This window comes from Shewanella sp. AC34-MNA-CIBAN-0136 (assembly GCF_040309945.1).
Classification (GTDB): domain Bacteria; phylum Pseudomonadota; class Gammaproteobacteria; order Enterobacterales; family Shewanellaceae; genus Shewanella.
The window spans coordinates 1-24,304 of the sequence record NZ_JBEOPJ010000014.1; the positions used below are offsets into that span (position 1 = coordinate 1).

The window sequence follows — 24,304 nt, forward strand, 5'->3', positions numbered from 1 at the left end:
CACAATGTAGAACTGAAATTTATTCAGCCTGGCAATCCACAGCAGAATGCCTATGTAGAACGCTATAATCGGACTGTACGATACGAATGGCTGAGCCAATATCTTTGGAATAGTATTGCCGAGGTACAGGAACATGCGACACAATGGCTATGGTTTTATAACAATGAAAGACCCAATACAGCAATTGGTGGTGTCCCACCAAAGCAAAAACTGGCACTAGTGGCCTAAGTCTCTACTTTTGACCTCAGCTAAAAATGGGGAGATTACCCTCTGCCGTTGCTCAAATAGGGTGTTTTTGTTTCATTGTTGAAATAAGGACATCTCTCTTATTTCAACAATGTGTCGTAAACTCAAAAATCTCAGTGATTTTGGTTGATCACGAATAAGAAAAGTACTATTTATCTCAATCCAATTAGTAAACCAAGTGACAGGTTGGTAAATTATTTTTTTCTAAATAATTCTGGTGGTATTCCTCGGCAATGTGGAATGTTTGTATCGGTACAATTTCAGTCACAATATGACGCTGTCCCCATTTACCGCTTCGTGCTAATGCCAGCTTTGAGCTTTCAGCTTGGGCTTTTTGCTCTTTATCGTGAAAAAAAATCGTGCTGCGATATTGAGTACCAATGTCACCGCCCTGCATATTCAGCATGGTTGGGTTGTGATTTTTCCAAAAAGTGTCCAACAAGTCGTCGTAACTGACGATTTCTGGATCAAACTCAACTTGAACCACTTCTGCGTGACCAGTTGAACCCGTCTTCACTTCTTTATATGTGGTCGCACTGTCTTTGCCACCCATGTAGCCACACGTTGCGTTACTGACGCCGTTAATTTCACGGAAAAAATATTCAACACCCCAAAAACAGCCTGCACCAAATGTTGCTAACGCCATGACATACCCTTAAAACAAATTATAGAAGTCTAGATGGCTACAATTGTGTTGAATATTGTGTAGTTTTGCAAGCAAACTTTTATTAATAAATAAATCTAACATATGCCACCAATAAAATAGCGTTTGGCTATGATAGAATCCGCGACAATAGGCAGTAATAGTTAACATCGTTTTACGTCAAAGTTAACTACGCCATATAATAATGAGACAAGGAGTTGATAGTGTTATCTGACCTGATGATAAACCATGATTTTTTAGCCTATACCTTAGCCAATCCAAATCAATTACCTGAAGCATCTGATTTTATGTTGGCAGATCATACCCGTGTAGATGTATGGGATACGGGAGTGATTGTATTTACTCCGGCTAATGCAACCAAAGATATCGTGCTGTCTTGTGCTGTGCACGGTAATGAAACTGCACCGATTGAAATCTGTAATCAACTCATTAAAGATTTGCTCAGCCAACGAATTGTTGCCAAGCAGCGAGTGATGTTTTTAATTGGTAATCCGGCCGCGATCATCAATAAAACCCGTTTTATTGATGAAAACATGAATCGTCTATTTAGTGGCGCGCATTCTAAAGGCGAGGGCTTAAGCCATCCGGAGCGTCACCGAGCAAAAGCGTTAGAGCAATACGTGGCAGACTTTTTCAATGCCAATAATGACAATCAGCGTATTCATTACGACTTACATACTGCTATTCGTGCTTCTAAGCATGAAAAGTTTGCCATATACCCATACCGTCCTGGCCGTGCTTTTAGCGGTGAACAAATTATGTTTTTGGCGGCATGTGGCGTTGATACTATGTTGTTTCACCACGAACCAACAACGACGTTTAGTTATTATTCGTCAGAGCAATTTCAAGCAGATGCTTTTACTGTGGAATTAGGCAAAGTAATGCCATTTGGCCAAAATGATATGAGTCGTTTTGCACAAACTCATACTATGCTTGAAAAGTTGATTACTGAAACTGAGTTAGCACCTGTTGAGTTCGACCCTAGCAAGGTCAATTTGTATAAGGTATCGCGCTCTATTAACAAGCACTTTGATAATTTTGAATTTAGCTTTGCAGGCGATGCAGAAAACTTCAGTGCCTTTAGTCAGGGCGAGGTATTAGCGACAGAAGGCGGGAAGCAAATCACAGTCGAGCAACCATTAGAAGCGATCGTATTTCCTAATGAGAACGTGCCGGTTGGCCAACGTACGGTGTTGTGTTTAGTACCCGCGTTGAACGAAACTATTATCTAGTCGTAAAGCAATATATACATGTCAATCGCGAGTAAAATGCGTTTACAGTGAGAGTAAGTATTGATAGGTAGTTTACGTTAACGTAATGTCTACTCGCATAGTATAAATAGAGCCATGTTTATGTTGAACATGGCTCAACAATAACAAGAGCATAATATGAGCAACGCACCACTGACCAATGAAACAGTGCACCGTGTCAGCTTCTTAGACAAAGCGTCATTGCACATCCCCATCTTGCGTATTTTGCAAGCTGATGGCACCACTTATGAAAGTGCGGTTCTACCAGTAATCGACAAGGCTCTGGCCGAAAAAATCTTTGATACCTGTGTTTTTACACGCGTATTAGACGAGCGTATGTTGGGTGCGCAGCGTCAAGGACGGATTAGTTTTTACATGACCTGTACCGGTGAAGAAGCCTCAATTATTGGCAGCACAGCCGCGCTTGATAAAGACGACGTCATTTTGGCTCAATATCGTGAGCACGCCTCATTGCGTTATCGCGGCTTTACGACTGAACAATTTATGAATCAAATGTTCAGTAACGAGAAAGATTTAGGTAAAGGTCGCCAAATGCCGATTCATTACGGCAGCCGTGAACTCAACTACCAAACTATTTCATCACCTTTGGCAACTCAAATTCCACAAGCCACAGGTGTTGCTTATGGCATGAAATTACAAGGCAAGCGTAACGTTGCCATTTGTTATTTTGGTGAAGGCGCAGCATCAGAAGGTGACTTCCATGCTGGTTTGAACATGGCCGCAGTGCTTAAGTCTCCGACCATCTTTTTCTGTCGTAACAATGGTTATGCTATTTCAACCCCAACTGAAGAGCAGTTTGCTGGTAACGGTATAGCCAGTCGGGGAGTTGGTTACGGTATGCATACCATTCGTGTAGACGGTAACGACATGCTAGCGGTGTTAGCCGCCACGCAACAAGCTCGTGCCCATGCACTAGAACATAATGCTCCAGTATTGATTGAAGCGATGACGTATCGTTTGGGCGCGCATTCTTCATCAGACGATCCATCTGGTTACCGTTCAAAAGAAGAAGAAGCCAAATGGCAGCAACACGATCCAGTAAAACGTTTTAAATTATGGATGGTTAACAAAGGCTGGATAACTGAAGCCGATGAAGCCAAGTTATTTGAACGTTATCGCGAAGAAGTATTAGCAGCGGTTAAAGTAGCTGAAAAGCTACCTATTCCGAAACTAGATGAAATTATTGAAGATGTGCTTGATAAACCGACTCCAGCATTGAGAAAACAGCTTAAAGAGCTGAAAGAACACATTGCTAAGTATCCAAAAGCCTATCCAAAAAGCGCAGGGAGACTCTAAACCGTGGCTCAAATGAATATGTTACACGCCATCAACGAGGCGTTATCAATAGCCATGACTGCCGACGAGCGCATGGTGATTTTTGGTGAAGACGTTGGCCACTTCGGTGGTGTTTTTCGCGCGACTTCTGGTTTACAAGAGCAGTTTGGTCGCGACCGTTGTTTTAACACGCCGCTCACTGAACAAGGTATTGCTGGTTTTGCTAATGGTCTAGCATCTTATGGCATGACTGCTGTTGCAGAAATTCAGTTTGCTGATTATATTTTTCCGGCATTCGATCAAATCGTTAATGAATCGGCAAAATTTAGATACCGCAGTGGTAATCAATTTGATGTGGGTGGGTTAACCTTCCGCACACCATACGGTGGTGGTATTGCCGGTGGACATTACCACTCTCAATCACCTGAAGCCTATTTTACCCAAACGCCTGGTTTAAAAGTGGTCATTCCGCGTAATCCAGAACAAGCTAAAGGGTTGTTGCTGGCGTCTATTCGCGATCCAAACCCGGTGATTTTCTTTGAACCTAAACGTTTGTACCGCGCATCTGTTGGCGAGGTTCCAGCCGGTGACTACGTTATCGAATTAGGCAAAGCACAAGTGGTTAAGCAGGGCAGTGATATTACTGTTCTGGCTTGGGGCGCACAGATGGAAATCGTCGAAAAAGCCTGCGAACGTGCCGAGAAAGAAGGTATTTCATGTGAAATTATCGACTTACGCACTATCGCGCCATGGGATGTTGAAACTATCGCAAAATCAGTGACCAAAACAGGTCGTTTACTGATTAACCATGAAGCGCCATTAACCGGTGGTTTTGCTGGTGAAATTGCGGCAACCATTCAGCAAGAATGTTTCTTATCGCTTGAATCACCGATCAATCGTGTGTGCGGATTAGATACGCCTTATCCATTGGTGCATGAAAAAGAATACATGCCAGATGAATTAAAGACCTTCGAAGCCATCAAGGCCACAGTGTCGTTTTAGGAGTAAGGTATGATTAAAGATTTTATTTTACCCGACATCGGCGAAGGTGTGGTGGAATGTGAATTAGTTGATTGGTTAGTTAGCGAAGGTGACATTGTCACTGAAGATCAACCGATTGCTGATGTAATGACAGATAAAGCCTTAGTGCAAATTCCGGCGCCGCATGCTGGAAAAATTACCAAGCTTTACTACGCCAAAGGTGAAATCGCCATTGTGCATCAACCATTGTACGCAGTTGAAATGGATGGAGATGACAACGATAGCGTCATTGAAGCGCCTGTTGCTGCCATGACACCGGTTAACGATTCAGCTGTTAACAACAGTAATGCTGTTACGGCCACAACCAGCAGTCAGTCAAACATTGAAGAGTTCTTATTACCTGATATCGGTGAAGGGATTGTTGAATGTGAATTGGTTGATTGGTTAGTCGAAGAAGGCGATATCGTCGTTGAAGATCAACCCATCGCTGATGTGATGACCGATAAAGCGTTAGTGCAAATCCCGGCGATGAAAGCCGGTAAAATTGTCAAACTGCATTATCGTAAAGGTCAGCTTGCTAAAGTGCACTCACCTTTATTTGCCATTGAAGTCGAAGCTGAAGTTAATGCTCCGTCAGCTCCTGTTGAAGTGGTTGAACAAGCACAAGCAGCTGCGCCACAAGTTAACCTTGAACCTGTTGCACAAGGTAAAGCCTTAGCTAGCCCAGCCGTTCGCCGCATGGCACGCGTACTGGACATTAATATTGCTATGGTTGTTGGCACAGGCAAAAATGGCCGAGTTTACAAAGAAGATATTGAACGTCATCAGCAAGGTGGTCATGCCACTCAAGCTGCAGCAAGCACAACGCCAGTGTCGTCAACGAGTCAAGATAATGCTCAAGCTGGCAGTTCTGTGAATAGCGGCATAGTGAGTAATGTAACGGCGAACGATCGGGTTGAACCTATCAAAGGCGTCAAAGCTATTATGGCGAAAATGATGGTTGAGTCAGTATCGACTATCCCTCATTTTACTTACTGTGAAGAGTTTGACCTTACCGAACTCGTTGCCTTACGTGAAAGCATGAAGCAACGCTATTCAACTGACGAAGTGAAGCTGACCATGATGCCATTCTTTATGAAGGCCATGTCATTAGCGATCACAGAATTTCCGATATTAAATAGCCAAGTTAATGCAGATTGTACCGAACTCACTTACAAGTCTCGTCATAACATTGGTATGGCCGTTGATTCAAAAATGGGTTTATTGGTACCGAATGTTAAAGACGTACAAAGTAAGTCTATTTTGGATATTGCTGCTGAAATTTCACGCTTAACCACCGCCGCACGCAGTGGCCGTGTGTCGCCAGCAGATTTGAAAGACGGTACCATTTCGATTTCTAATATCGGCGCATTAGGCGGTACCATAGCAACGCCGATTATTAACAAGCCGGAAGTGGCCATTGTGGCGTTAGGTAAATTACAAATACTGCCACGCTTTAATGCTAAAGGTGAAGTTGAAGCGCGTAAAATTATGCAAGTAAGTTGGTCTGGCGATCACCGCGTTATTGATGGTGGCACCATTGCTCGCTTCTGTAATTTGTGGAAACACTACCTAGAGCAACCACAAGAAATGTTATTAGCCATGCGCTAATGATGATTAGTGTTAATTGCACTATCTTATCCAAAAGGACGCTAACACGTCCTTTTGTTTTAAGTGGCTTTTTCGTATAATACTCGAACAATGTAAATCGATTGGAACCTGTATGAGTCTGTCGGCACCTAAAATTGAAATGATTGAATATCCGTTTCCGCCAAAACCTGCCGTGTTGTCTGACACTGAAAAAGCACAGTATAAAGCACGTATTAAACAGTTATTGATTGATCAAAATGCAGTACTTGTTGCCCATTATTATACCGATCCTGAAATTCAAGCATTAGCTGAAGAGACGGGCGGTTGTGTGTCTGATTCATTAGAAATGGCCCGCTTTGGTCGTGATCACCCAGCCAAAACATTAATTGTTGCTGGCGTTAAGTTTATGGGCGAAACCGCTAAAATCTTAAGCCCAGAAAAAACCATTTTAATGCCAACTCTTGAAGCAACCTGTTCATTAGATTTAGGTTGCCCGATTGAGCAATTCAGTGAGTTTTGCGATGCCCATCCCGACCATACGGTTGTGGTATATGCTAATACCTCTGCCGCAGTAAAAGCACGTGCGGATTGGGTCGTAACCTCAAGCATCGCACTTGAAATTGTCGAGCATTTAGACAGCCAAGATAAAAAAATTATCTGGGCACCCGATCGTCACCTAGGCGCTTACATCAACAAACAAACTGGCGCCGACATGCTGTTATGGCAAGGCGATTGTATTGTGCATGATGAGTTTCAAGCCAAAGCACTTCGTGAGCTTAAAAAACAGCATCCTACGGCGGCGATTCTAGTACACCCAGAATCACCTGCCAGTGTAGTAGAACTTGCTGATGCTGTAGGCTCTACTAGCCAGCTGATTAAAGCTGCGCAAACCATGCCAAACGACAAGTTTATCGTCGCTACCGATCGCGGCATTTTTTATAAAATGCAGCAAGCGGCTCCTGGTAAAATATTACTTGAAGCCCCAACCGGCGGCAATGGAGCAACCTGTAAAAGCTGCGCCCACTGTCCATGGATGGCCATGAACGGTTTACCCGCTATCGAAGCTTCATTAGTCGATGCCGATAAAACCAATCATGAAATATTTGTGGGTGAAGAACTTCGCATTAAAGCACTCATCCCACTCACCCGCATGCTCGATTTTGCCAAAGAATTGAACATGAAAGTGAAGGGCAACGCCTAAAAGCTTGGGTTTAGTGATCATAAAAACATAAAGCCGACATCTCGTCGGCTTTTTATTGGGTCTTTTACGCTAATGTACGCTAGCCTTAAATATTAATATAATGCCCAAGCGAGCCATTATAGGATAAGCAAAAAAACCAAGTGGTGTAGACTTGGTTTTTTGTTAATTATCAAATTGGTTTGTTGTATTTCGTTTTGTTTAAATCTTAAATTGGCCTACTAAGGAATTCAGTTGTTTAGATAAATCAGCCAGATCTTCACTTGCACTTGCTGTTTGCATTGACCCTTCGGTTGTTTTGGTAACAATATCGTTGATATTGGTAATGTTTTTATTTATTTCATTTGAGACTGCACATTGTTCGTTTGCTGCGCTGGCGATTTGAATATTCATTTCTGTAATGGTGTTTACCGCTGCAAAAATGTCATCGAGGGCATGGTCTGCATTTATTGCCTGAGTAACGCATGAGTCTGTAACTTTACCGCTATCTTTCATTACTTGAACAGCTTTAGCCGCACCACTTTGCAATTGTTCTATCATTGCTTGTATATCTTGCGTGGAAGCTTGTGTGCGACTGGCTAAGGTACGAACCTCGTCGGCAACAACTGCAAATCCTCGACCTTGCTCTCCTGCTCGGGCTGCTTCGATAGCTGCATTCAGCGCTAATAAATTTGTTTGGTCTGAAATATTTCGAATAACTTCTAGAACACTATCAATGGCTGTCGTTTGGTTTTGTAAATCGGACACTGCATGTGTTGCAATATTGATTTCAGAAGCCAATTGATTGATTTCCGATGAAACCTTGCTAACTACCTGCTTACCTGCTTGAGTAGCCTCATTTGCTTTTTGAGCAGCATCAGCAGCTTCTGTTGCATTTTGTGCAACATCTTGAACTGTCGCGCTCATTTCATTCATTGCTGTAGCAACCTGCTCAGTTTCTTGCTGCTGTTTTACTGCATCAGCTTGAGTTTCGAGTGTGATGCCTGATAAACGCTCGGCAGAGTGATTCAGTTGCTGTGTGGCGGACATAACTTGATTAATTGTATTATGTACCTTTGTTGCAAATTGATTGAATGCTTTGGATAATGCGGTAATTTCATCATTTCCGCTTACTGATAAACGGAGCGTTAAATCACCATCGCCATCGGCAATGTTGTTCATTGTATGGGTTGTCATATTTATTGGGGTGGTGATACTTCTGCTAATAACCCAAGCAATAGCGATACCTAATAACAAGGCAATGACACCAACACTAATCATAGTAAAGGTCACATCATTGATAGCATTTACATTGTGTGTGCGATCCAACGCTATTTCTAGGACACCTATTGGCTGTCCAGAGAAATCTTTTACTTGATGTAAATAAACAGCATAGGAAGTGTCATGTAATGTAGATTGGTTGTTAAGTATTACCCCATTGAATGCTTGTGCTAGACGAGTAGTATCAGAAAAACTATGAGGTTCAGTCGTCGCTCCAAATGCTTCAAATTGTCCATTTTTTTGAGTGTAAAGCGCAATATCGACCTTATAATCATTCTTAAATTGGTCAAAAAATGCCTGGCCGAAAGACATACCAAACTCTACAGAACCAATATGTGCATTCTGATAATTGACAGGCATAATCCCACGAATTCCGATGCCTGCAACACCTTTCTCTAGCCCTCTTACTGGTTTTTGGTCTCTATTGGTAACGATAACGGTTTGTCTAAATGATGATAAATCGTCTCCAAACTTCTCAGGCTTATGTACTCTTAAGAATGAGGTAGCAGGTGGCAAGTGAAACTGGAATTGACGAACGGCATAATCTTCTTTCAAGGTTTCAAATAATGGTAATGTTTTTAATGCTAACGTCTCTCGGTCGCCTTCGGCAAACAACTTTTGTAAGTCTGAATTGCGAGCAACGACGGTTGCCAACGCTTGGGCTAATTTCCCAGTTGACTCAATTTCAGCGGTAGCGGTTTCATAGAGTTTATGTAACTCGCGTTGCTCTGCACTATCAATATTGGTTGTGAATTCTGATAGTACGAAGGGGATAACAGTACCCATGACCAAGATCAATATGACCGTAATACCTAAGATTATACGGTTGCCGATATTGAGATTAAATGTATTGACCATGTACTGTTCCTTTTAGCGATTTTAAAATTTAAGCTAGCATTAATTAATATTTTTATAGAACGCAATACTATCTATAAATTATTAAAAAAACCGTGTTCAATGGCTCACATGCCATTTGTGGTTATAAAAATAAGCGGTCTTTGCTAATGATTTATGAATTCCTTCACAGTAATTGTATTTCAGTGCGCCAAGCAGACATATCGAAAGCAGATGAGACCTTCGCCGGCGAAAAGCTAATTATAAAAGCCCTCATCATTCTCACCTCAATTCTAGATTATGCCAAAGAATTGAATATGAAAGTGAAGTGCTACGCTTAAGCTTGTACATATGATTAACAGCAGACTTAATGTCGTTTTTTGTTTTTTTATTAATATTTAGTTGGAGCGATGAGGAGATCAATCGCTTTACCCTTTGACTTAGGTGTGAGCGAAACGCCACTAGCTTCTCGACCGAAGGCCGCATAGATCAAAAGAAAGTTAATAAACAGAAATCAACACTGCATCGAAACAATAAGAGAAGGGGATGTTGCTTACCCAGCAGCCAAAACAAAAAGCCCCGCATATATGCGAGGCTCTTAAGCTAACTAGATTTCTATCAAGTATTAAATAATATTTGTAGATTACTTAGCGTTCATTAGTGCAACAGCGTTGTCTAACATGCGGTTACTGAAACCCCATTCGTTATCATACCAAGACATCACTTTCACTAAACGACCATTAACACGAGTTTGTGTTGCGTCGAAATTCGAAGAGAAAGGATTATGGTTAAAGTCGATAGACACCAATGGTTCTAAATTAATCGCTAAAACTTCAGACATTGGAGACTGTAGTGAAGCACGAGTAATGATGGCATTAACTTCTTCAACAGTAGTGTCGCGAGACGCTAAGAAGGTTAAGTCAACTAAAGATACGTTAATTGTTGGTACACGTACCGCTAAACCGTCAAATTTGCCTTGAAGCTCAGGAACCACTAAACCTACTGCAGCAGCTGCACCGGTTTGGGTAGGGATCATAGACATTGCCGCAGCACGAGCACGACGTAAATCTGTGTGATACACATCAGATAAACGCTGATCGTTAGTGTAAGAGTGGATAGTGGTCATTAAACCAGACTCAATCCCAAGCTCATCATTTAACGGCTTAGCAATAGGCGCTAAACAGTTAGTAGTACAAGAAGCATTTGAAACTACTGTCATATCAGCAGTTAATACTTCGTTGTTTACGCCGTAAACAACAGTGGCATCAACATTCTTACCTGGTGCAGAAATAAGTACTTTCTTAGCGCCAGCAATAAGGTGCGGTTGCACAGATTCTTTAGAAGTAAAAATACCAGTACATTCGAAAACGATGTCAATTTTCAACTCAGCCCAAGGTAACTTTGATGGGTCACGTTCTTGGAAAGTTAAGATCTTGTCGCCATTAACATAGATAGCTTCATCGTCGTGATCAACTTTTGCGTTGAAACGACCATGTACAGTATCGTACTTAGTTAAGTGAGCATTAATTGATGCATCACCTAAATCGTTTAATGCAACGATTTCGATTGGGTAATTTTTTTCGCTTTCGTATAGAGCACGTAAAACATTTCTACCGATACGGCCATAGCCGTTAATTGCTACACGGATAGTCATCTCATATCCCTCAAGTTAAAATAATTTGGTGGCATGTAAATCGCCTGGTTGTAAAATTACCAAATTGGCTGTAATAATCAAGCTAAATCACCTAAATATGCCGAATTAAGCCAATAATTTTGTATTTTTTTTACATTAAGCTCGTTTTGAATATAAATTAAGCACAGTTTTGTAAGTTGTACACTAACGTAAGCGAGATAATATTGGCCGATTAGTGAGGTGATTTATGCTTACTTTAGTAACATCTCGCTACGACTCTGTGCAAATTGTTTACTCATTACCGCAGAGATTAATTCAAGTGCTTGTTTATCGAGTTCTGTCGCTAATGTTTTATTGCCTTTAATAATGGCCAATAACTTTTCTTCATCGGCATGGTTGTCACTCATTAACAAATTTGCTCGAGTTAACAGGTATTCTTTTTCAGCATTTTGTTGTTGCCGATATATTGATGCTAACGCTAAAAACCAATCAGCATCGATTTTGGCTGGTTCTGTTGTGGCTAACAAATGCAAATAAAGCGTTTTAGCGTCGTTAGGTGAGACTCGCACATAATAAGCTGCTAGTTGGGTAATAATGTCATTGTCGGTGAGTTGACCTTGCTTATAGGTGCGTTCAACAATGGCGAATGCGTCTTGATCGTTGAAACGCGTCCAACGATAAAATGCCAAATGCACCTCATTATTAGTGCGGGTAAATTCTTGAAGTTCAGATAATGTTTGAGTACTTACCGCAAATGCTCGCTCGCGATCTCGTGTACGGTCGGTATTCAACTTATGTTGAACCCCTGCGGCTAATTCGATGCAGTTACTGTAATTTTCTAGATAAACCAGCTGCTGATAAAGTTGTTTCCCAGTGGGTGTCGAACTCTGTTTTAACGCGTATCGATGACGGATCAAGTCGCCTTTTTCAAATCGGCACCAACTATCTTTGTGTAAATCGCTACAAAGTTCGGGATTATTTTTACAAATGAGATCGCTATTACGGTCATTATCGCAGCCAAAAAGGCCAAATAATGCCCCAATAACTGTAAATGATGTAATTAATACAAAATTTTTGCTCAAAATCGTCTCCGAGAGGTAAATTGTCTAATAAAATTACACATTTACCGAAAATTTGTTACTAGCGAAATAACCTGTATTTCATTACAATGTCGGCGACCAACAGGGGCCACCCCCATACAATATACTAAATTATTGGTCTTTTCTTTTTGTTACTCAAACCTTTCTGAAAAAACGAGAAAAGTGAGATAAAGGATCCCTACATGAGCGCAGATAAACATTTACAGAGCTGGCAAGAACGTTTCGAAATGGCAGAAGCAATGCAACCGTTGCTTGGCAAGTTGTATCGTAACCAAGGCATTGAAGTAATGGTATATGGTAAACCATTGCTTAATGCATCAACCATCGAAATCATTAAGTCACACCGTTTAGTACGTCGTCATGTCGGTGAAAAATTACGTCTTCGTGAAAGTTTCCCATTTGTTGTAGCACTTAGCAAATTAGCGATTAAACATTGCAGAGTGGATATTGGTAAATTAGCGATTAATTACTGGCGTAATAACAAGGATGCGAGCGGTATTGAAGCTTATATGACACAAGAATTGTCAGAAGCGGTTAATCACGGTGATGATACCCCGGCTCGTGATGTTGTACTTTATGGTTTTGGTCGTATCGGCCGTTTGCTGGCACGTTTATTAATTGAACGTACCGGTAAAAGCAACAAATTGCGTCTGCGTGCCATTGTGTTGCGCGGTGGTAAAAAGGGTGATTTAGAGAAACGTGCTAGCTTATTGCGTCGTGACTCGGTACACGGACCATTTAATGGCTCTGTCGAAGTTGATGAAGAAAACAACGCAATCATCGCTAACGGCACTTATATTCAGATTATTTACGCAAATTCTCCTGATCAAGTTGATTACACTCAGTATGATATTAAAGATGCATTAATTGTCGATAATACTGGTATTTGGAAAGATGAAGAAGGTTTAGGTTTACACCTTAAAAGCCCAGGAGCTTCAAAAGTATTGTTAACGGCACCTGCTAAAGGCGCTATTAAAAATATCGTCTATGGTGTGAATGAAAACGATATTCTTGATGAAGACACAATTGTTTCAGCGGCAAGCTGCACTACAAACGCTATTACGCCAGTGTTGAAAGCGGTTAATGACAAATACGTTATTGAGAATGGCCACGTAGAAACGATTCACTCGTATACGAATGATCAAAATCTAATCGATAATTACCATAGTGCCGACCGTCGTGGTCGCAGTGCACCGTTAAACATGGTGATTACTGAAACGGGTGCCGCTAAAGCTGTTGCTAAAGCATTGCCTGTATTAGCGGGTAAGCTAACCGGTAACGCAATCCGAGTTCCAACACCTAACGTATCAATGGCGATTATTAGTGTTAATTTACAACATGAAACTAATCGTGATGAACTGAATGAATATTTAAAAGATGTCGCATTACAGTCTGGATTACAAAATCAAATTGATTTTACTGAATCAACTGAAATAGTATCTAGCGATTTAGTCGGTTCACGTTATGCCGGAGTTGTTGATTCGCAAGCGACGATAGCAGAGGGTAAACGTGCCATTTTATACGTATGGTATGACAACGAATTTGGCTATAGCTGCCAGGTTGTTGGCGTTATGCAAAAAATGCTTGGTTTAACCACATTATCATTACCAAAAAGCTAATGTGTTATAAAAACTACCCATTCATGGTGGTGAATACTCGAAAGGCGTACAAGCTTAATATCGCTGTTTATTGAGTACTTACCGTCATATTTATGATAAAGCATCTCTTTGGAGGTGCTTTTTTATGCGCGTTGTAATTTATTTAATCATAATGATGATTTATGCATCAAACAGTCATTATGTTGCAATAAATGTGTTTTTATTGATTGACTATCGGGGCTAAAACGGTAGAATGCCATTCCGCAGTCAGGGGGAAATTCTTCAGCTGTTAAGTTTGAAAGGCATTATTGTTCTTACAAATTTAGTAAAGGTTACAGGCGTACAAATGCGACATTAGCTCAGTTGGTAGAGCGATACCTTGCCAAGGTATAGGTCATCGGTTCGAACCCGATATGTCGCTCCAATTTCTTATCTTATCCGATGGATTTGAATTTGGTTAAAGCATGGCGCGATGGCAGAATGGCTATGCTACGGATTGCAAATCCGTCGATCTCGGTTCGACTCCGGGTCGCGCCTCCACGAAATTGCGTTTGATGGTTACTTTTAGTAACGGTTAAAACAACACTTTGCCCGAGTGGTGGAATCGGTAGACACAAGGGATTTAAAATCCCTCGCTGAATAAGCGTGCCGGTTCAAGTCCGGCCTCGGGTACCATTATAATCTCTAGTAATAGAGAGTGGTGTAAAAAAGCCTCAACATTAGTTGGGGCTTTTTTACGTCTGAAATTTGTGAATTAGATCGAAAGAATAAAATCCCTCGCGCTCTGGTTGAACATCAGGCGTACCGCTCTTTATTAATAACAATCGTCAGAAAATTGAGCTGAATATTAAGTGTTATTGAATTGGTGGGGAGACTTTACAATAGAGGAGGATGCTGATGATAAGATCTTTGGGTTAGTCACACTTTGGAATCAAATGTTAGCTTGAAGCTAGGCTTGTCTAGGAATGAAACATAACGTGAGAGGCCTGTAACTCTATGAACCATCACGTTATGAATAGAAAAGGGTGGTGACTAAGACTGATCGTCTAGTTGAATTTGGCCTACATATAAAACAGGGGCAGCATCAATTTCATTGGCATCCATCATGGTAGCTATCCGCTCAACGGCAGACAATAATTGACTTTGTTCCCATTCTTCAAGGTTTTGGTAACGCATAATAAAATGTTCTTGCAGTGGTTTAGGTGCGCTATTTAATAACGTTTTACCTGCGTCACTTAACGATAAATGAACTTTCCGTTTGTCGGTTTCGCTGCGCGTTCTAATCACCATGCCACGATTTTCTAATCGATCAATAATGGTCGTCACTGTCGCTGCACTCAAATTAATTTCTTGAGCTATTTGTTTGGCCAGTGGAGCGTCAAGTTGATCAATTTTCTGTATGACCATTAATTGTGGTCCAGTTAGACCCGATAGTTTATTTAATTGACGTGAGTGTATATCAATAGCTCTGATCACCCGGCGCAATGAAATTAATAGTTGTTCGTATTTTTCCATAATCCCCTCATAATTCACCATGCACCTTAGCAGAATTCGGCTTATTACTCATGTCCAATATCAAAAAAAGCAGAATAATGTCATAGACATTATTCTGCTTAGCTATTTTATCAGCAATTACAACTTATAGACTGAAAGTACGTGATACCGATAATACTGCGCGGGTATCGCTTAAGTCTGTGTCCATGCTCGTGTCTTCAACGGCAACGTTGAAGTCAAAACCTTCCCAGCTGGTTAAGTACTCTGCGCGGTAATGGTTGTAAGACTTGTCACCGTCCCATGCCCATTTGTCTTCGTCTTGCGAAGTAGAGCGGTCAAAACTAACACGGATGTCATGACCTTCTGCAATGGTAAAGGTATGAGCAACCATCATGATGTAATGGTCAGCATCAACACCAAAGTAATCCCATGAATACCAAAAGTTTAATTCACTTTGACCAAGCGATGAAGCATAGCCAAACTTAGTGTAAAGCTCTGGGTAGTAATACTCATCAGAGGCATCATCACCATGGTAAGTGTAATATGCAATACCCGCATCTACAGACACTCTGTCTGTTAGTTCAAAATATTTACCTGCGTAAAAATCAAGTTCTAGCCAAGTGTCATCAGCACTGCCAAAGTCAACATTCGATGCCCAAGCTCCAACGTACCAACCGTCATCGGCAGCATAGTCTAGGCTAGCTTGTAAGGCAGGATCATTGTCTGTTTGGCTAACACCATTAAAGGTATAGTCAGAGGTTGCATTGACGGTTGTGCTTAACTCACCAGCCATTACTGAAGTCGGTAAAGCAAATAAGCTTAATAAGGCTAATTTTTTCATTGTGGTGTTCATCATTATTCCTTGGATCATTATTATTGTTTAGTCTGCTAATTCGATTTTAGTAAAATCGATTTTATTTTCTTTTGGAGAACGTTCTATATCAGTCACTTTACGGTAGTGCGATTTTAAAATGTAACCGAAACAACTTAATATCAAGGCAATAGCGAGAGCGCCAACCCATTGAATTTGTAAAAAGTCTAGTTTGAATAACAAGGTTAAGCCACTCAGTACCACAACATTACCGATGATATAAGGTACTTTACCAAAACGTTCAACGGTAAGGTTTAAGTTATCTGTATATAAACGGACCAGTGAATCGAGTGAGTTAATAACAAACATTACCCCTACAATCACCATTGCTAGATTATAAAAACCTGACGTATCAATACCATTCGCGCTGTAGTAGTACAGAACCGTGAACCAAATCGCGATTGGAATTGAAGGGAATACCATCATGGCTATTAATACTTGATAGGTTTTCATTCCACCCACAAAACGAGCGGTAAATTGACCAATCATAATGCTCCATGCAAACCACCAGAATAGGTAAAATTCGTGGTAATCGTTTATTGGAAGTACAAAGTTATGGATGTTGCCAAAATAGTCACCAATTAATGCAAATGTAGTAAAGAACTCACCCACACTAGAATCGTCTGATAAAAATGCGCCCGCCCACATGATGGCGATTAAACCAAAGAACAACCAGGTACTGCCTAAACTAAGATAACGAACATAGCGAATACTGGTGCTTGAGTACACTGCGGCGGCAATAACCATAAACACGATTAAATAGAAGCTGCTAACAACGGTTTCACCATCACCTAATTGCGGTAAATACCACGGTAAGTTAGTTAATAATAAATAAGCGGTAAAGGCACATGTACCAATGATCACTACGTTATTAATAAACTTTATCAATGGAATTTCAAAATACTTAACTCTTGGTTCAATAACACAAAAGTAGAAGCAGGTTAAAAAGTAAAACGCCCAAATTAAGCAGGCCCAAAAACCAAACTCTATGGCTAACGGATTACTAAATCCATATTCTGGACTGGTTGCCAAATCTGCATAACCAGCAAATTCAGTTAACGGAAACATGATTAAGCCAACATCAAGCCCTGAAGTGAACAAAATGGCAATAAAGGTAAATTTACGCACCGGTGTCACACCAATGCACTGCATGTTACCCCAACGATAAATAACAAATGCGATAGCGGCAAAAGTGAATAAAATGCCTATTGATAACCAGGTCGTCATTATTTAACTCCCGGGTGAATAGTGTGTGCGAACATAATGTTGGCTCCTTGTTGTATGTTTTTTATGCCATAGAACAATTTTTAAAGGCAAAACGCCCTCAAGCCTTAAGTATCGTGATGACGATAGTTAAACCCTGATAGATTGAACTTGGCTAAATAGGCCATTTATAAAAATGTAGGTTGGCCATCAACCTGTTGTCGATGTCTATAAATGAATACACATCGACGAATGGGTGTTAATCAATTTGTCGTTTAGGCGCTTGTAATCGTTGTGATGTTTGCCATTGCTCAGCAATAGTCACTTTTGCCAAACTTGGCGCAAGAGGTTTGTTGCCTAAAATGATGTCGGCAGCGCGCTCGGCGACCATAATAGTCGGGGAGTTTAAGTTACCATTTGGAATGGTCGGGAAAATTGACGAGTCAACCACTCGTAAACCATGAATACCATGAACTTTTGTTTCAGAGTCGACAACAGCCATCTCATCTTCACCCATTTTGCATGAGCAAGAAGGGTGATAAGCGCTTTCTACTGAGCTTCTAACAAAGCGATCAATTTCTTCATCTGTCTGTATCGCTAAGCCTGGTTGAATTTCTTCACCACGATACTCATCTAAACCCGGTTGATTAATAATTTCACGGGTTAAGCGCACACACGCTCTAAAGCCTTCAATATCATCTTGATGTGATAAATAATTGAACTGAATTTGTGGCGCAACCTTGGCATCATTTGATACAACCGTTACGGCGCCACGGCTTTTAGGTTTATTGTGGCCAATATGAACTTGGAAACCATGGCCAGCAAATGCTTCTTTACCGTCGTAACGCATAGCAGCAGGTAAAAAATGGTACTGTAGATCCGGCCACTCTAAACCCGCTTTTGAGCGGATAAATCCACATGATTCGAAATGGTTAGTTGCGCCTAAACCTGATTTATTAAAAATCCAGCGAGCACCAATAAACAATTTGTTTAACGGGTCAATTTTGCCATTCAGCGAAATAGGCTTTAAGCACTTAAATTGGAAGTAAAACTCTAAGTGGTCTTGCAGATTCTGACCAACACCGGGTAATTGATGTACTTGTTCAATGCCTGCGCTAGCTAACGTGCTTGAATCACCAATACCCGACAGTTGTAAAATATGCGGTGAACCAATAGAACCTGCAGATAAAATCACTTCTTTATTGCAGTTAACATCTATTAGCTCGCCTTTACGTTCGTAACGAACGCCGACAGCCGTTTTGCCTTGCATAATCACTTTATGTACAAGCGCATGAGTGACCACGGTTAAATTCGGGCGTTTCATCGCCGGGCGAAGGTACGCATTTGCCGTAGACCAACGCACACCGTTTTTAACGGTCATGTGCATTGGGCCAAAGCCTTCTTGCTGACTAGCATTGTAATCATCAGTGGCTAGATAGCCGGCATCGACACCTGCATCCACAAACGCTTGATATAACGGGTTTTTCATTTCATTACCGTTATTAACCGCTAATGGACCTTTATCACCGCGATAAACATTACCGCCAAAAGACCATGTTTCAGCTTTTTTAAAGTAAGGCAGACAGTGAGCGTAATCCCAGTCTTTTGCACCTTGTTGCTGCCACTCGTCAAAATCACGCGCATGACCACGTACGTAGACCATGCCATTAATTGATGATGAACCGCCTAACACTTTGCCACGCGGGCAATGCATACGGCGATTATCCAAATGTGGTTCGGCTTCGGTTTCAAACTGCCATGCATACTTTTTAGTATTCATAGGGATAGATAGCGCTGTAGGCATTTGAATAAAAATGCTCTTGTCGCTACCACCGGTTTCAAGTATCAGGACTTTATTGTCTGGATTTTCCGTTAAGCGGTTGGCTAATACACAACCTGCGCTACCGGCACCAACAATAATATAATCGTATTCATGAGATATTTGCGTAGACATTAATGGGTCACTCCTAAAATGGGCTTTCAAGTGACTGCATACCAACGTAAACAGCTTTTATTTGGGTGTATGCTTTTAATGTTTCAGAGCCATTCTCACGACCAATACCAGACATCTTGTAACCACCAACCGGCATTTCTGCAGGAGAGGCACCATAAGCATTTATCCAACAAATACCGGCTTGCATTTGATGAATAACACGATGTGCACGGGTAATGTCTTGCGTAAATACACCTGCCGCTAAGCCTAGGTGAGTACTATTGGCACGCTTAACAACTTCATCTTCATCAGTAAAGGTAAATACTGACATCACAGGGCCGAATATTTCTTCTTTCGAAATCGTCATCTCATCAGTGCAATCTGTAAATACCGTCGGTGCAACAAAGAAACCATTCGGTGCATTGTCAGGCGTTAATGCTGTTCCGCCTGTTAATAAGGTGGCACCTTCTTTTTTACCGATTTCAATGTAGTCGAGTACTTTTTGCTGATGGTCGCGTGAAATCAATGCACCAAAATTGGTGTCAGGGTGCATTGGGTCGCCACAAACGATGTTTTGCTCAGTACGTTCTTTTAAACGTTGGATAAAGCGCGGATAAATATCTTGCTGTACAAATACGCGAGTACCGTTGGTACACACTTCACCTTGAGTATAGAAATTAGCTAACATCGCAGCTGATACCGCATTTTCAACATCGGCATCATTAAAGATAATCAATGGCGACTTTCCGCCTAGCTCCATGGTCACGTCTTTTAGTGAACCCGCAGCAGCGGCCATCACTTTTTTACCTGTACCGACTTCGCCCGTAAATGACACTTTAGCGATATCTTCATTGGTGGTTAGCCATGCGCCAACTCTACCGTCACCTTGAACAACGTTAAACACGCCATCTGGTACACCCGCTTGAGTGAATATTTCTGCTAAACGCATTGCGCCACGAGGTGTTTCTTCAGAAGGTTTAAAAATCATTACGTTGCCGCAAGCAAGTGCAGGGGCTGCTTTCCAACAAGCAATTTGTAACGGGTAATTCCATGCGCCAATACCAGCACAAATACCTAACGGCTCACGGCGAGTATAATAAAAGTCAGCGCCAACAGGCTGTTGATTGCCTTCAATACTTGGGGCGAGTCCTGCAAAGAACTCTATAGAGTCGGCGCCAGTAACGATATCGACAACCGAGGCTTCTTGCCATGGTTTACCGGTATCCAATACTTCACCTGCCGCAAGCTCATCATTTTGCTCACGGAGTAGGGCAACGGCTTTTAATAAAATGCGGCTACGTTCTATCGGCATCATAGCTGACCAAACTGCAAAACCTGCTTTGGCACTCTCTATGGCGGCTTTTTGCACAGACTCGGTTGCTACTTCAACTAAATAGCTGACTTCTCCAGTAGCAGGATTGATCACTTCAAATGTTTCGCCTGTACCGTTTGATTGGTATTTTCCATGGATATAATTTTGATAAATAACTAACGATGACATTATTCTACTCCGTTGTGCACGATCACAGCCTTGATAAAGGCTTTAGATAAAATTTGGGCTTGTTTAAAATCTTCTATTGGGGTGGTACTCAACGCACTGCGTAACCAAAAACCATCAATTACTGCCGCTGTTTGCTTGGCTGCATTAACTGCTGCTGCATTGGGTAATAATTGTTTAAACGAAAAAAGCAGGTTGCTGTATAACCGCTGACTATTAATGTTTTGCAATCTTGCTAACCCAGGATCGTGCATCGCTTGGGACCAGAAGCTTAACCATGTTTTTGTCGCGGCTGTTGAACGTTGTAATTCGGTAAAGTTTGCTTCCACGATCATTGAAAGCCGATCTATTGGGGTTAATGTTTTGCCTGACGTTCTTGTCAGTAATGCTTGCTTCAATTCCTCTAACAGAAATTTCTGCGTGGCTTCAATTAACCCTTGTTTACCACCAAAATAGTGGCTGATGATCCCTGATGACATTCCCGCCAATCCACTAATGGTATTAATAGTAGTGTTTTGTAACCCATGACGTTCGATTGACATTAACGTGGCATCTATCAGCTGTTGTTGTCTGACGTTTTTCATTGTAGGTCTTGACATAAAAGGGGTCCGTTATCTGTATTAAGAGTTGTTAATTGAACGCTCAATTAGTAACGATACTAATGATTAGTGCTGTAATTATCAAGTTATAACTTGATATAGATCACAACATTCCAGTGACAAAATAAGATAGGAAACTAATAATAAAAAATAAGGCACTGTTCTGTATAGGTTAAATGTTATCTGGCTTTGGTTGATGGTTTGTTGTAAAAAACGAAGAGATTTTACATAAAATCATTACAGCTGCAGTTATTTTTAGGTTTTTGATTGATAAAATATCATTTTAAAATGGGCCTTATGTCCCTAAATAGCCTCATTCGTGCAGATATAGATTGTAGAGCATGAGCTCGATATTGATTGAAAACGGCAGAGTCATTGAGCACATAGCGTGAGTTATATTGATTAAATCTGTTTGTTTTAGCCAATTTTCACCAGTGATTTTTTGAGTGTGTCACTCTACAACCACAGCCTTATCTTCTCCGACTAATGTTAGGTATTAATGTTATCCATATGGGTGATGTATTCTGCTAAGTGTTCAGTGTTTCAGTGTTCAAGGATTAAGGGTTGGTTATTAAGGACTGGGGAGGGCAGTTTGATTAACTCTACTGCCTGAATAATGTCACCAACGATGATCTGGATTTATCATAGAGACGTGATAGAAAAACAATAATCATGCTATAACCTTATTTAAAGGTTTAAATAGCAAGATGATTAGATAAGAGGAACACAGATGGGCAGTGCATCAATGATCATGTGGAGTGTGCTATTTGGCGCTATAGGCATGGGGTATTTTGTTTATGGTAAGCGCCAAAGGGCGATTGTTCCCTTGTGTGTAGGAATGGCATTAATCGTGTTTCCTTATTTTGTTGCCAGCGTGACTACTTTGCTGATTATGGGAATAATCTTAGTTGCGATACCGTACTTTATCCGGCTTTAGTTGCTGTAGGCATTATTGTTTATCCGTTTACCACTCTGATTCATGTATGGCCTAAGTTAGTTCGGAATATGGCCTGCGACCACTAACGTCGTGGCGCTTCACCCACACCAGACCAAGAGGAAACCAACGGCTGTTCCCTCTTTATTCTTTATAAAAGAATTAGCCCAGCCACCCGGCAACATTTTCCAATTGACTTAAATATTAGATGCGAAAAGTCGCCATGGGGATTTATCCAGCGTTGAACTTCGTTTGTAGCCTCACTTCGGCCCATCTTGTATTAAGGAGTGAAAATACTAACGCTTCCGATGGTACATCTGATGTGAATGGATTCACGAATGTCGTGATGGCTGGACGCCAAGAAACGACCTGTACCTCGAAAGCTAAGCTCACATCTGATAGGCAGGATGCCTGAATGCCTTGTAGCACATGGATGTGCGAGAAAGGCCATGTGAGCTTCACGCAATTTTCTTCAACGTCCTAAAGTTCAGAGTTGAATCACACCATTTCCAAGTCAAGAAAACTAACTCGTTTTGCCCCAAAATGTGTTTGGAATATGGCCTGTGGCCACTAACGTCGTGGCGCTTCACCCACACCAGACCAAGAGGAAATCAACGGCTATTCCCTCTTGGATCACCCAGCCGCCCCGCAACATTTTCGCTATTTACAAAACAAGAGCTGCGAAAAGTCGCCATGGGGTTAAATTTAACTTTGACCTGCATTTGCAGACTGCTTCGGCCTTATTCGAAAATGCTAACGCTTTCGATGGTACATCCTGTACCGCGAAAGCTAAGCTCACATCCATGTGAGCTTCACGCTATTTTCTTCAACGTCCTCAAGTTCAGAGTTGAATCACACCAATTGCGAGCAAGGTATGCAAATCATTTATGCCCCTTTCCAAGCTAGCAGCATTCCAGATTGTGAGGGCCGATAGTTTCTAGTTGACCAAATTTTAGTAATGTTTCACTGTGTCTACCTTATTGGTGGCAACTTAGTGTTCCATATAGTTAGCGTTTAATGAACTTAGGTGACTATGAAATATTTTAGTGATTCAGAAAGAGGTGCTTTGCCTCGTACAAAAAACGAAATTCCACACAATGTATGGCTCTGATTGACTGCATACATTCAGGGATTGATTGATAGTGGATGGTTTGGTGAGAAATTTCCTGAACTCTGCCCTGATGGACAAGGTTGCTATGGCACCAATGAGAGAACTTTTTCATTAGCTCTTCAAGCCGAAATCTTAGGGATTGAATATCCTTTTGTAATAGAGAAAGAAGATGATCAAGATAGTTGGGCTTCTAAAATGGTGCCGTTTACACCGAGCTATTTAGAGGTGCTTGATCTTATTCAGTTTTGCTATGCCAATGTGAGTAAGCCTACATTAGGTCAATTAGCATCTTTTGACCGCCAATCAGCACAAAATGAGTTCTTGGCAAAAGTTGATACCATTTTTTCTCGAAATGGTTTGGCTTACGAGTTGCTAGTTGATGGGCAAATTAAAAGAGTTGTGAGCGGTTCTTTAAGTTCGGTCATTCGACAAACGCCGAAAACATTAGAACAGGAACTGAATGACTTAATTGAACATGCCAATAGAAAAATTTGTAATACTGATGTACGGGTTAGGTATGAAGCTATAAAAGAGCTATGGGATGCGTATGAACGTATGAAGACAGTGTCTGACCCAGAGAAAAATAAAAAACAATCAATGACCCTCTTACTGGACAACTGTTCATCTGATCCTATGTTTCGAGCAGAACTTGAAAAAGAAGCTCAAACTCTAACAAACATAGGAAACGCCTTCTTCATTCGTCACTCAGAGATAAGTCAGGTTAAGCTTACTGACAGTGACCATATCGAGTATCTCTTTCATCGGCTAGCAAGCTTTATGTTATTGCTGATTAAAACAATAATGTAGTAGGCTCTTGAGAATGATTCCCAAATTTTGGCGTTAGTATTTACGGGGATAATAATGAATCACCAGTATTACTCACAGAGAAATGATAGTAATCCAAATCTTGATGGGTTGCCATTGTCGGACACAATTGATTTGTTTGTACGTGTCTACAATCAACTTAAATCG

At 41.1% G+C, this 24,304-nt stretch carries 19 protein-coding genes and 3 tRNA genes; 12 read left to right on the top strand and 10 right to left on the bottom strand.

Going from position 1 to position 24,304, the window contains the following annotated elements; all coding sequences use genetic code 11:
• On the top strand, positions 1 to 228 hold a 228-nt coding region (locus AAEY94_RS14175), incomplete at its 5' end, for an integrase core domain-containing protein (RefSeq protein WP_350979085.1).
• A gap of 184 nt (positions 229 to 412) precedes the next feature.
• Here the strand turns inward: AAEY94_RS14175 and msrA are convergent.
• Entirely contained in the window at positions 413 to 892 is a 480-nt protein-coding gene (msrA, locus tag AAEY94_RS14180; protein ID WP_101088353.1) for a peptide-methionine (S)-S-oxide reductase MsrA, read from the bottom strand.
• Between the two features lie 221 nt (positions 893 to 1,113).
• On the opposite strand from msrA, the gene astE reads away from it, so the two are divergent.
• The 5 genes from astE (at position 1,114) to nadA (ending at position 7,267) form a co-directional block, all read left to right on the top strand.
• Positions 1,114 to 2,142, top strand: coding sequence for a succinylglutamate desuccinylase (gene astE, locus AAEY94_RS14185; protein ID WP_101088352.1), 1,029 nt, complete (start codon positions 1,114 to 1,116; stop codon positions 2,140 to 2,142).
• Positions 2,143 to 2,298: 156 nt separating this feature from the next.
• On the top strand, positions 2,299 to 3,477 hold the full coding sequence (locus AAEY94_RS14190) for a thiamine pyrophosphate-dependent dehydrogenase E1 component subunit alpha (RefSeq protein ID WP_162023054.1): 1,179 nt from the start codon (positions 2,299 to 2,301) through the stop codon (positions 3,475 to 3,477).
• A 3-nt stretch (positions 3,478 to 3,480) separates the two neighbouring features.
• On the top strand, positions 3,481 to 4,458 hold the full coding sequence (locus AAEY94_RS14195; RefSeq protein WP_101088350.1) for an alpha-ketoacid dehydrogenase subunit beta: 978 nt from the start codon (positions 3,481 to 3,483) through the stop codon (positions 4,456 to 4,458).
• Between the two features lie 9 nt (positions 4,459 to 4,467).
• Positions 4,468 to 6,087, top strand: a complete 1,620-nt coding sequence (locus AAEY94_RS14200) for a dihydrolipoyllysine-residue acetyltransferase (RefSeq protein ID WP_101088349.1) — start codon at positions 4,468 to 4,470, stop codon at positions 6,085 to 6,087.
• A 112-nt stretch (positions 6,088 to 6,199) separates the two neighbouring features.
• The gene (nadA, locus tag AAEY94_RS14205) at positions 6,200 to 7,267 is read left to right on the top strand and encodes a quinolinate synthase NadA (RefSeq protein WP_162023056.1); all 1,068 of its coding nucleotides are present in this window, start codon (positions 6,200 to 6,202) and stop codon (positions 7,265 to 7,267) included.
• Positions 7,268 to 7,465: 198 nt separating this feature from the next.
• On the opposite strand, the gene AAEY94_RS14210 is transcribed toward nadA, so the two are convergent.
• The 3 genes from AAEY94_RS14210 to AAEY94_RS14220 all read right to left on the bottom strand — a co-directional run bounded on the left by AAEY94_RS14210 (position 7,466) and on the right by AAEY94_RS14220 (position 12,073).
• Positions 7,466 to 9,382, bottom strand: a complete 1,917-nt coding sequence (locus tag AAEY94_RS14210; RefSeq protein WP_350979086.1) for a methyl-accepting chemotaxis protein — start codon at positions 9,380 to 9,382, stop codon at positions 7,466 to 7,468.
• A 619-nt stretch (positions 9,383 to 10,001) separates the two neighbouring features.
• On the bottom strand, positions 10,002 to 11,012 hold the full coding sequence (gap, locus tag AAEY94_RS14215; protein ID WP_350979087.1) for a type I glyceraldehyde-3-phosphate dehydrogenase: 1,011 nt from the start codon (positions 11,010 to 11,012) through the stop codon (positions 10,002 to 10,004).
• Between the two features lie 230 nt (positions 11,013 to 11,242).
• Positions 11,243 to 12,073: a DUF2989 domain-containing protein gene (locus tag AAEY94_RS14220; protein WP_350979088.1), complete on the bottom strand. Its 831-nt coding sequence runs from the start codon at positions 12,071 to 12,073 to the stop codon at positions 11,243 to 11,245.
• Between the two features lie 200 nt (positions 12,074 to 12,273).
• On the opposite strand from AAEY94_RS14220, the gene AAEY94_RS14225 reads away from it, so the two are divergent.
• The 4 genes from AAEY94_RS14225 (at position 12,274) to AAEY94_RS14240 (ending at position 14,364) form a co-directional block, all read left to right on the top strand.
• Positions 12,274 to 13,710, top strand: a complete 1,437-nt coding sequence (locus AAEY94_RS14225; protein WP_011637403.1) for a glyceraldehyde-3-phosphate dehydrogenase — start codon at positions 12,274 to 12,276, stop codon at positions 13,708 to 13,710.
• Positions 13,711 to 14,037: 327 nt separating this feature from the next.
• Positions 14,038 to 14,113, top strand: a tRNA-Gly gene (locus tag AAEY94_RS14230).
• A 42-nt stretch (positions 14,114 to 14,155) separates the two neighbouring features.
• Positions 14,156 to 14,229, top strand: a tRNA-Cys gene (locus AAEY94_RS14235).
• A gap of 49 nt (positions 14,230 to 14,278) precedes the next feature.
• Positions 14,279 to 14,364, top strand: a tRNA-Leu gene (locus AAEY94_RS14240).
• 357 nt (positions 14,365 to 14,721) lie between these two features.
• On the opposite strand, the gene AAEY94_RS14245 is transcribed toward AAEY94_RS14240, so the two are convergent.
• From AAEY94_RS14245 to betI, 6 genes are all read right to left on the bottom strand, one after another.
• Complete coding sequence (locus AAEY94_RS14245) at positions 14,722 to 15,204, bottom strand: MarR family winged helix-turn-helix transcriptional regulator (RefSeq protein ID WP_101088345.1); 483 nt, start codon at positions 15,202 to 15,204, stop codon at positions 14,722 to 14,724.
• A gap of 124 nt (positions 15,205 to 15,328) precedes the next feature.
• Entirely contained in the window at positions 15,329 to 16,036 is a 708-nt protein-coding gene (locus AAEY94_RS14250; protein ID WP_350979127.1) for a TorF family putative porin, read from the bottom strand.
• 27 nt (positions 16,037 to 16,063) lie between these two features.
• Complete coding sequence (locus AAEY94_RS14255; protein WP_101088343.1) at positions 16,064 to 17,281, bottom strand: BCCT family transporter; 1,218 nt, start codon at positions 17,279 to 17,281, stop codon at positions 16,064 to 16,066.
• A gap of 235 nt (positions 17,282 to 17,516) precedes the next feature.
• A complete protein-coding gene (gene betA / locus AAEY94_RS14260) occupies positions 17,517 to 19,211 on the bottom strand; it encodes a choline dehydrogenase (RefSeq protein ID WP_350979089.1) in 1,695 nt (564 codons plus the stop codon).
• A 13-nt stretch (positions 19,212 to 19,224) separates the two neighbouring features.
• The gene (betB, locus tag AAEY94_RS14265) at positions 19,225 to 20,691 is read right to left on the bottom strand and encodes a betaine-aldehyde dehydrogenase (RefSeq protein WP_350979090.1); all 1,467 of its coding nucleotides are present in this window, start codon (positions 20,689 to 20,691) and stop codon (positions 19,225 to 19,227) included.
• Positions 20,691 to 21,287 (bottom strand): transcriptional regulator BetI, encoded by a 597-nt coding sequence (gene betI / locus AAEY94_RS14270; RefSeq protein ID WP_101088340.1) that lies wholly within the window; start codon positions 21,285 to 21,287, stop codon positions 20,691 to 20,693. The genes betB and betI overlap by 1 nt, the downstream gene beginning before the upstream one ends.
• A 730-nt stretch (positions 21,288 to 22,017) precedes the next feature.
• Here betI and AAEY94_RS14275 point away from each other — a divergent pair.
• Both AAEY94_RS14275 and AAEY94_RS14280 read left to right on the top strand, forming a co-directional pair.
• On the top strand, positions 22,018 to 22,224 hold the full coding sequence (locus tag AAEY94_RS14275) for a hypothetical protein (RefSeq protein ID WP_101088339.1): 207 nt from the start codon (positions 22,018 to 22,020) through the stop codon (positions 22,222 to 22,224).
• Between the two features lie 1,108 nt (positions 22,225 to 23,332).
• A complete protein-coding gene (locus tag AAEY94_RS14280; RefSeq protein ID WP_350979091.1) occupies positions 23,333 to 24,139 on the top strand; it encodes a hypothetical protein in 807 nt (268 codons plus the stop codon).
• The last annotated feature ends 165 nt before the right edge of the window (positions 24,140 to 24,304 follow it).

Bases quoted from the DNA above. Each gene is read 5' to 3' on its own strand.
- msrA (WP_101088353.1), bottom strand. From the start codon at position 892: ATGGCGTTAGCAACATTTGGTGCAGGCTGTTTTTGGGGTGTTGAATAT.
- AAEY94_RS14190 (WP_162023054.1), top strand. From the start codon at position 2,299: ATGAGCAACGCACCACTGACCAATGAAACAGTGCACCGTGTCAGCTTC.
- AAEY94_RS14200 (WP_101088349.1), top strand. From the start codon at position 4,468: ATGATTAAAGATTTTATTTTACCCGACATCGGCGAAGGTGTGGTGGAA.
- nadA (WP_162023056.1), top strand. From the start codon at position 6,200: ATGAGTCTGTCGGCACCTAAAATTGAAATGATTGAATATCCGTTTCCG.
- AAEY94_RS14210 (WP_350979086.1), bottom strand. From the start codon at position 9,382: ATGGTCAATACATTTAATCTCAATATCGGCAACCGTATAATCTTAGGT.
- gap (WP_350979087.1), bottom strand. From the start codon at position 11,012: ATGACTATCCGTGTAGCAATTAACGGCTATGGCCGTATCGGTAGAAAT.
- AAEY94_RS14225 (WP_011637403.1), top strand. From the start codon at position 12,274: ATGAGCGCAGATAAACATTTACAGAGCTGGCAAGAACGTTTCGAAATG.
- AAEY94_RS14245 (WP_101088345.1), bottom strand. From the start codon at position 15,204: ATGGAAAAATACGAACAACTATTAATTTCATTGCGCCGGGTGATCAGA.
- AAEY94_RS14250 (WP_350979127.1), bottom strand. From the start codon at position 16,036: ATGAACACCACAATGAAAAAATTAGCCTTATTAAGCTTATTTGCTTTA.
- AAEY94_RS14255 (WP_101088343.1), bottom strand. From the start codon at position 17,281: ATGACGACCTGGTTATCAATAGGCATTTTATTCACTTTTGCCGCTATC.
- betA (WP_350979089.1), bottom strand. From the start codon at position 19,211: ATGTCTACGCAAATATCTCATGAATACGATTATATTATTGTTGGTGCC.
- betB (WP_350979090.1), bottom strand. From the start codon at position 20,691: ATGTCATCGTTAGTTATTTATCAAAATTATATCCATGGAAAATACCAA.
- betI (WP_101088340.1), bottom strand. From the start codon at position 21,287: ATGTCAAGACCTACAATGAAAAACGTCAGACAACAACAGCTGATAGAT.
- AAEY94_RS14275 (WP_101088339.1), top strand. From the start codon at position 22,018: ATGGGCAGTGCATCAATGATCATGTGGAGTGTGCTATTTGGCGCTATA.